Genomic DNA, 4387 nt, shown 5'->3' with positions numbered 1-4387 from the left:
TCGGTCCGGGGATTTTTTTTTCTCCGGGCTTCCAGATTTCGGACACTGTGTCCACAGAAAACGGAGGATTCATGCAAGAAAGGGAAAAGGTATTCACCAGGTTAACTTTGTTGATGATCAAGGATTGGGATGCTTTTCAAAAGGCGATGCGTCAGGCTTTGCTGTAAACTACAAAAATATACGTAAGTTGGAGTTCACATATGAAAACAATTGTATTGATTTTGATTCTGTCATTTCAGGTTACTCAGCTTTATGCAGCTGAGGATGGGGCGGGTAAACACGATGATTCAATCGCCACCATGGAAGAGGTGGTTGTCGCTGCAACCAAGACCAGAGAAAAACGTAAGGATATCGCCAATAGCGTAATCCTCAAGGACTCGGTTGATATTGCCGAATCCACCGCCAGAAGCCTTGGCGAACTGCTTGCAAACGAGCCGGGTGTTGATCTGCGGACCCGCGGGAATTACGGGGGTTCTCCCGAAGAAATCCATATCCGGGGGATGGGTGCGGAAGGCACTCAGGTTATGGTTAATGGCGTGAATATGAATTCGCCTTCCTACGGTTCTGCGGATATCAGTCATATCCCCTTGAACAGTATCGAGAAGATTGAGGTCATAAAAGGTCCCGGTTCTCTTCTTTACGGTTCAGGGGCCATGGGCGGCACTGTAAACATCATAACCAAGAGACCGAAACGGGAAGGAACAAGTCTGCTTGCCGGGATTGGTTACGGCACCCAGGATACCTATAGTATTTCAGCGGAGAACGGGATGTTTGCGGCCGGTGATTTCGGCTATTACCTGACGGCCAACCGCAAGGAAACAAAGGGCTTTCGGGATAACAGCGACCTTGAGCATAATGATCTTTCGTTGAATCTGATTCTGGATAAAGGCGACAAGCTCGATCTCAGTCTTTACGGTGATTATGTTGACCGTGAATATGGGCTTCCCGGGCCTAAACCCCCTGAAAATGCGGTGAGCACCATGGGTCTGTACAATAGTGAATCGGGTAACCTGCTTGATCGGGGCAGCGATGAAAACTATAAGTATGTCCTGCAGGCTAAAAGCCAGGTTGTCGACTGGCTGAACCTGGCAATGAAGACGGATTATGCCGTCCTGGACAGCTATAATTATTCCCGCTACAGCTATTCCGGGGCCGGGGCGATCACCTGGGTGACCAATACGATTTCAGGGGTTGAGGCCAATGCGGATATTACACCTTTTCCCTGGTTGGGGCTGCTTGCCGGGTCTGAATACAGAAATTTTGTATATGAGAACAATCAGCAGAATCTTGACAATACCGGAGCTGAGACCGGCAGCATGACTCAGGCAGAGCATGATCTGTTTACCAATGGCACTTTTGCGGAATTGCGACTGCGCCCCTTTGATTTTCTGAAAATGAATGCCGGCTACCGGCATGAAAAGAACTCGAAGTTCGGGTACGAGGATATCGCCAGATACGGACTGGTTGTCAATCCTCTTGAAAATACTGCTCTCAAGATGAATCATGGCAAGCATTTCAAAGCGCCGTCGATGAATGATCTTTTCTGGCCGGATGATGGTTCTTTCACCAAAGGCAACCCGGATCTCAAACCTGAAACCGGCTGGCATACTGATTTCACCGTTGAGCAGAGCGCTATGGATGATCGGCTGTTCGTGTCGATTTCCTATTTCAAGTGGAATATTAACGATAAGATCAACTGGGCTGAAGACCCGAATGAGCCCACGGGTTTCGGCTGGAATTACTGGACCCCGTCAAATATCGACAGTTACCAGGCAACCGGCTGGGAGATGAATGCCAATATCGGGCCTTATTACAATGTTTCACTGGATCTTAATCTTACTTTGCTGGATGCTGAAGAAGAGCGGGCGCCCGAGGCCTCAAGGCCGGCATTATACAAGGCGGATCGGCAGTTTAAGGGCAGTCTGAAATATTTTACCGATTTTGGACTGACTTCTGTGGTTACGGTGAATTATGTGGGGGCGCGGCCCGGTTATTATGCAAGTAATTTTGATATTACTCCGGAACTTGAACTTGACTCATACTGGACCATGGATCTGAAAATCGATCAGGTTGTTGCCGATCATTTGCGTATTTCGTTGATCGGGACTAATCTCTTTGATAGTGGGTACGACACCTATTATGCCTCCTTTACGGATGAATCGTGGGCAACGACCCGGCAACCCTATCCTGGTGCCGGGCGATCGCTGTTTTTGAGCGCCACCTACGAGTATTAGAAGTAAATCGGTATATACTGCGGGGGCAGAATTCTTTTTCTGCCTCCGAAACCAGAATCGAGGATCAATAGGATGTTTGAGATTTTTAAAAGCGGCGGACCGGTGATGTACCCGTTGTTGATATGTTCATTTCTCGTGCTGTTCGTGGTAATCGAGCGGATGATTTTCTGGGTGGGCATCGAGCTGCAGCGGGACCGGAAGCTTCTTGATGAAGTGCTCGAACTCTGTCGTCTGGGAGACTGGGATGGTGTGCGTCAGAAGATTAAAGGCTCAAAGGATTATGTGATCAGGATTCTGGTTGCCGGCATTGTGCACCGGGATTATTCCATGGGCAAGGCAATGGAATCCGCTGCGACCGATGAACTCAAGCGCATGCAGCGATACATGGGAATTCTTGATACGATGATCACCGTGGCGCCGCTCCTTGGCATCTTCGGCACCGTAATCGGCATAATCAACTCATTTGACATGCTCGGCACTGAAGGCATTGAGAATCCAAGAGCGGTTACCGCAGGCGTCGCCCAGGCGCTGATCACCACGGCAACCGGCCTGGGGATTGCGATTTTTTCCGTGTTCCCGTTTAATTATTTTAATTCAAGAATGGAAAAGGCCGCCCACACCATAGAAAAATACTCCACCAGCCTGGAAATCGTTTTTGAAAAACTCCGGGAGAAAAATGAGCGGTCCCTGGAGGAAGAATGAGACTTTCGATCCCGGTTCGCAGAAAAGCCCGAATAGAGATGCTGCCGCTCATCGATATTGTTTTTCTCCTCCTGGTGGTCTTTATCTACACCATGCTTTCAATGGCCGTGCATCGCGGTCTGCCGGTTGATCTTCCCAGTTCCACTGCGGCAATTCTTGAAAGAGACCTGATTCTTTCAGTAACCATCCAGGCGCCGGTTGCCGGCGAGGAGGCAAGGATTTTTGTTGATGAAACACCTGTACTGATCAGTGAACTCAGCAGATATTTGAAAATAAGAGCCGATGAAATGCGGATTTTACAGCCGGGAATTGAACCCGGCGTGTTGTTTTTTGCCGACAGCAGTATTGATTACCAACAGATTTTTACTGTGCTTGACCGGATTAATCAGGCCGGTTTGAGCCGGATTTCCATGCAGGCGGATGACAAGTAGACAATACCGGATAATAGCGGCATTGGCTGTTTCCTTCTGTGCCCATATATTCCTGTTTCAGGCGGAATTCAATTGGGCCGGGGAGGGCCGTCCTGATGCCATTGAACCCCGCAGGGTGACTATGACCCTTTCCTCGCGGCAGTCTGTCAGGCCACCGGGAAAAAAGACCGGGCCGGAATCGTTTTCTGAAATTCCTGCAGCCTTTGTTCCCCAACCCGCCCCCCACGCGCATCCTTTTCAGTCAGTACAAGGTGTTGATGTCACGGTACGGGAATTACCGCGGCCGATTATTCTGCCGCCCCAGGAGCTTTTTGCACAAAATGAGCTGCAGTTGGAAACGGATGAAGAACTCCTGATGGAGCCTGAAACCCTTGAGCCGCAGATAGACGAACCGGCACCGGTTCAAGGCGAGATTATTCAGCTTGCCAGGCCGCTGTACAAAAAGAATCCTCCGCCTAAATATCCGGCCTCGGCCAGGAGAAACAGGCAGGAGGGCACGGTGCTGCTTGAGGTTTTTGTAGATGATCAGGGAAGGGTTGAAGAATTGAGGATATACCGGACAAGTGAGCATCAGCCACTTGACCGAGCGGCGCTTGCGGCTGTGGAAAATTGGGAGTTTGAGCCTGGATTGAAAAACGGCAAGCCTGTTGCCATGTGGGTGCGGGTGCCTGTGAGGTTTGTATTGAAATAATTGTTCAAATCGTTTGAGTCGTTTGAACTTCGAAGGTTTTGTATGCAAAAGAATATTTTTTTGACAGTAATTATTATGTTTTCCATCCTTGCCTTATGCCCTCTGACTTTGGCTGCCACAGTTATAGACCAGGCAGGCAATCACATTGAGGTGCCCAGGGACCCTCAGCGGATTGTATCGCTTGCGCCCAGCATCACCGAGATGATTTTTGCTTTGGGCCAGGAAGACAAACTCAAAGGGGTTACCCGGTTCAGCGATTATCCGGCCGCAGCGAAAGATCTGCCCCGGGTCGGATCCTATATCCGTCTTGATATTGAACGCATCCTGGC

Annotated in this window: 5 protein-coding genes; all 5 read left to right on the top strand. The window is 49.5% G+C overall.

All coding sequences use genetic code 11. The annotated features are described in order from the left end of the window. Positions 1–200: 200 nt before the first annotated feature. The gene (locus KKE17_15250) at positions 201–2234 is read left to right on the top strand and encodes a TonB-dependent receptor (GenBank protein ID MBU1711356.1); all 2034 of its coding nucleotides are present in this window, start codon (positions 201–203) and stop codon (positions 2232–2234) included. 72 nt (positions 2235–2306) lie between these two features. Next, complete coding sequence (locus KKE17_15245; protein ID MBU1711355.1) at positions 2307–2936, top strand: MotA/TolQ/ExbB proton channel family protein; 630 nt, start codon at positions 2307–2309, stop codon at positions 2934–2936. Continuing rightward, a complete protein-coding gene (locus KKE17_15240) occupies positions 2933–3367 on the top strand; it encodes a biopolymer transporter ExbD (GenBank protein MBU1711354.1) in 435 nt (144 codons plus the stop codon). The genes KKE17_15245 and KKE17_15240 overlap by 4 nt, the downstream gene beginning before the upstream one ends. Continuing rightward, positions 3357–4058 carry an energy transducer TonB gene (locus KKE17_15235; GenBank protein ID MBU1711353.1) on the top strand — a complete coding sequence of 234 codons (702 nt, stop codon included), beginning with the start codon at positions 3357–3359 and terminating at the stop codon, positions 4056–4058. Before KKE17_15240 ends, KKE17_15235 begins: the two co-directional genes overlap by 11 nt. A gap of 60 nt (positions 4059–4118) precedes the next feature. Continuing rightward, a partial coding sequence (locus KKE17_15230) for a cobalamin-binding protein (GenBank protein ID MBU1711352.1) occupies positions 4119–4387 on the top strand: 269 nt, incomplete at its 3' end.

This window comes from Pseudomonadota bacterium (assembly GCA_018823135.1).
In the GTDB taxonomy this organism is placed as follows: domain Bacteria; phylum Desulfobacterota; class Desulfobulbia; order Desulfobulbales; family CALZHT01; genus JAHJJF01.
The sequence above is the reverse complement of the archived record's forward strand: the minus strand, read 5'-3'. Positions and strand labels throughout refer to the sequence as shown.

What these genes read in the sequence shown, in the direction of transcription:
- KKE17_15250 (MBU1711356.1), top strand. Translation starts at nt 201, where the DNA reads ATGAAAACAATTGTATTGATTTTGATTCTGTCATTTCAGGTTACTCAG.
- KKE17_15235 (MBU1711353.1), top strand. Translation starts at nt 3,357, where the DNA reads ATGACAAGTAGACAATACCGGATAATAGCGGCATTGGCTGTTTCCTTC.
- KKE17_15240 (MBU1711354.1), top strand. Translation starts at nt 2,933, where the DNA reads ATGAGACTTTCGATCCCGGTTCGCAGAAAAGCCCGAATAGAGATGCTG.
- KKE17_15245 (MBU1711355.1), top strand. Translation starts at nt 2,307, where the DNA reads ATGTTTGAGATTTTTAAAAGCGGCGGACCGGTGATGTACCCGTTGTTG.